At 66.6% G+C, this 2,837-nt stretch carries 2 protein-coding genes and 1 pseudogene; 2 read left to right on the top strand and 1 reads right to left on the bottom strand.

All coding sequences use genetic code 11. The annotated features are described in order from the left end of the window. Positions 1 to 30 precede the first annotated feature (30 nt). The gene (locus tag DBV14_RS09955; RefSeq protein WP_124459023.1) at positions 31 to 987 is read right to left on the bottom strand and encodes a LysR family transcriptional regulator; all 957 of its coding nucleotides are present in this window, start codon (positions 985 to 987) and stop codon (positions 31 to 33) included. Positions 988 to 1,095: 108 nt separating this feature from the next. Here DBV14_RS09955 and DBV14_RS09960 point away from each other — a divergent pair. Together DBV14_RS09960 and DBV14_RS09965 are read left to right on the top strand one after the other, a co-directional pair. After that, positions 1,096 to 2,435, top strand: a pseudogene (locus DBV14_RS09960) (aspartate aminotransferase family protein). Positions 2,436 to 2,454: 19 nt separating this feature from the next. Further along, positions 2,455 to 2,837 (top strand): aldehyde dehydrogenase family protein (locus DBV14_RS09965; protein ID WP_124459024.1); only part of this gene is annotated, 383 nt, incomplete at its 3' end.

The following is a 2,837-nucleotide window of genomic DNA, read 5'->3' on the forward strand; positions in this document are numbered from 1 at the left end:
TGAGCGTCGCCCTGAACAGCACAGCGCAAGTCAAGCATGCGCAGCCTCAAGACAAGCCTGAAACGCCAACACAGCCCGTGAAGGCTTCGGCGACCGCCGCAGCAGGCTCACAAACCGGCATGCGTAGTTGAAGCGCGCCGGCAGCACCGCCTTCATCAGCCCGCGTTGCTCGAACACCTGCGCGTAATGGTCGGGCAGAAACCCCAGGAACCGCCCCGACAGGATCAGCGTTGCAATCGCCTCCTGGTCGAACCCCGTTGCCTTGCGCGACAACCGCGCCCGATGGCTCAGTTCCATGTTCGGCGAGTGATACCCCAGCCCCGCGAAATGGTGCTCGCCCAGCTTCGACCACGTCAGCTTCGCGTGCGGACTGTCGAACAGCGGATGCCCCTTGCCGCAATACAACAGCATCGTCTCGTCGAACAGGTCCGCGTACACCAGGCTCTTCGAGGCACGGTGCGCCGGGATGATGCCGATCTGGAAATTGCCCTCCAGCACGCCCTGCTCTATCGCGTTGATCGAGCCCACGTGCACCGCCAGGTTCACCTCCGGCGCCATCTCCGTGAAACGCGCAATCGCCTCGCCGATGCGCGCCTTCGGGTTGGTCGCGGTCTTGTCGAACAGCGCCACCTCCAGCTGGCCGCCCATGCGGTTGTGGATGTCGTCGATGCTCCCGCGAAACGCATCGACCGAGGCCAGCAGGCGCAGGGTCTCGTCGTACACCCGCTGCCCCTCTGCCGTGAGCGCGAAGCCCGCCCGCCCGCGCCGGCACAGCACCAGGCCGAGCCGGGTTTCCAGGTCTTTCACGTGGCGGCTCACCGTGCTGGTGCCGATGTTCAGCTCCAGCTCGGCGGCCGCCATGCCGCCGCAGTCGACCACGCTCTTGAACACCTTCAGCAGGCGCAGGTCCATGTCGCTGAGCTGCCCCAGCACGGCGCGGTTGCGGGTGCCCAGGGCGGTGTTTTCGGCTTCGGCCTTTACTTGCATGAATCGTCAAGTGAACATTGATATTGCGCCATTCTCCACACTGAAGGCTCTGCCAACAATCGGGCACATCCCATCACCCCCCGGAGCCCGCCTTGCGCGGGAAGCGCCATGACCCTTGCAGCACCCGCCATCGAACCGACGCCCGCCCTTCGCACCGACGCCGCCTGGCTCGACGCGCACTGGATGCCCTACACCGGCAACCGCAACTTCAAGGCCGATCCGCGGATCATCGTGGAGGCCAAGGGCGCCTACTTCACCGACAGCGACGGCCGCAAGATCTTCGACGGCCTCTCGGGCCTGTGGTGCTCGGGCCTGGGCCATGGCCGCCCCGAAATCACCGAAGCCGTGAGCCGCCAGATCGCCAAGCTCGACTATTCGCCCGCCTTCCAGTTCGGCCACCCGCTCTCGTTCGAGCTGGCCAACAAGATCAAGGAATTGACGCCCGCGGGCCTGGACTACGTGTTCTTCACCGGCTCGGGCTCCGAAGCCGCCGACACCTCGCTGAAGATGGCGCGCGCCTACTGGCGCACCAAGGGCCTGGCCAGCAAGACGCGCCTGATCGGCCGCGAGAAGGGCTACNNCGGCATCTCGGTCGGCGGCATTGCGGCCAACCGCAAGCTGTTCGGCCAAGGTGTGGAAGCCGACCACCTGCCGCACACGCAAATTGCCGCCAACGCCTTCACGCGCGGCATGTCGGAGAACGGCGCCGAGCTGGCCGACCGCCTGCTCGACCTGATCGCGCTGCACGACGCATCGAACATCGCGGCCGTGATCGTCGAGCCCTTTGCCGGTTCGGCCGGCGTGGTGATTCCGCCCAANNCTACCTGAAGCGCCTGCGCGACATCTGCACCGCCAACAACATCCTGCTGATTTTTGATGAAGTGATCACCGGTTTCGGCCGCTGCGGCGCGCTCACGGGTGCTGAGGCCTTCGGCGTGACGCCCGACATCATGAACATCGCCAAGCAGGTCACCAACGGCGCGCAGCCGCTGGGCGCGGTGGTTGCCAGCAAAGATATCTACGACACCTTCATGGCGGCAGGCGGCCCCGACTACATGCTCGAGTTCCCGCACGGCTACACCTACGGCGCGCACCCCGTGGCCTGCGCCGCCGGCGTGGCCGCGCTCGACGTGCTGCAGAAGGAAGACATGATCGGCCGCGTGCAAACGCTGGCCCCGCACTTCGAGAACGCAGTGCACAGCCTGAAGGGCAGCAAGCACGTGACCGACATCCGCAACTTCGGCCTGGCCGCCGGCCTGACGATTGCCGCGCTGCCCGGCGAGCCGGCACGCCGCCCGTACGAGATCGCGATGAACTGCTGGAAGAAGGGCTTCTACGTGCGCTACGGCGGCGACACCATCCAGCTCGCGCCGCCCTTCATCGCCGAGAAGGCCGAGATCGATCGCATGGTCAACGCGCTGGCCGACGCCCTGGCTGAAACCAACTGACCGGCCGCGAGCACCCACCATGCAACACGACAAGAACGTCACGGCCACCATCGGCCACTTCATCGACGGCCAGCACGTCGGCGGCGGCACCCGCGTGCAGCCGGTGTTCGACCCGGCCACGGGCTTCTCGGACAAGAGCGTCGCGCTGGCCGACAAGCTCACGGTCGAGCAGGCCATCACCTCGGCGCAGGCGGCCTTTCCGGCCTGGCGCAACACGCCGCCGCTGAAGCGCGCGCGGGTCATGAGCAAGCTCAAGACCCTGCTCGAAGCCAATGCCGACCGCATCGCCGCGCTCATCACGGCCGAGCACGGCAAGGTGCTGTCGGACGCGCACGGCGAGCTGCAGCGCGGCATCGAGAACGTCGAGTACGCAAGCTACGCCCCCGAGCTGCTCAAGGGCGA

The organism is Variovorax sp. KBW07 (genome assembly GCF_003852515.1).
GTDB lineage: Bacteria > Pseudomonadota > Gammaproteobacteria > Burkholderiales > Burkholderiaceae_C > Variovorax.

Excerpts from the sequence above, each read along its gene's own strand:
- DBV14_RS09955 (WP_124459023.1), bottom strand. The coding sequence starts at position 987 with ATGCAAGTAAAGGCCGAAGCCGAAAACACCGCCCTGGGCACCCGCAAC.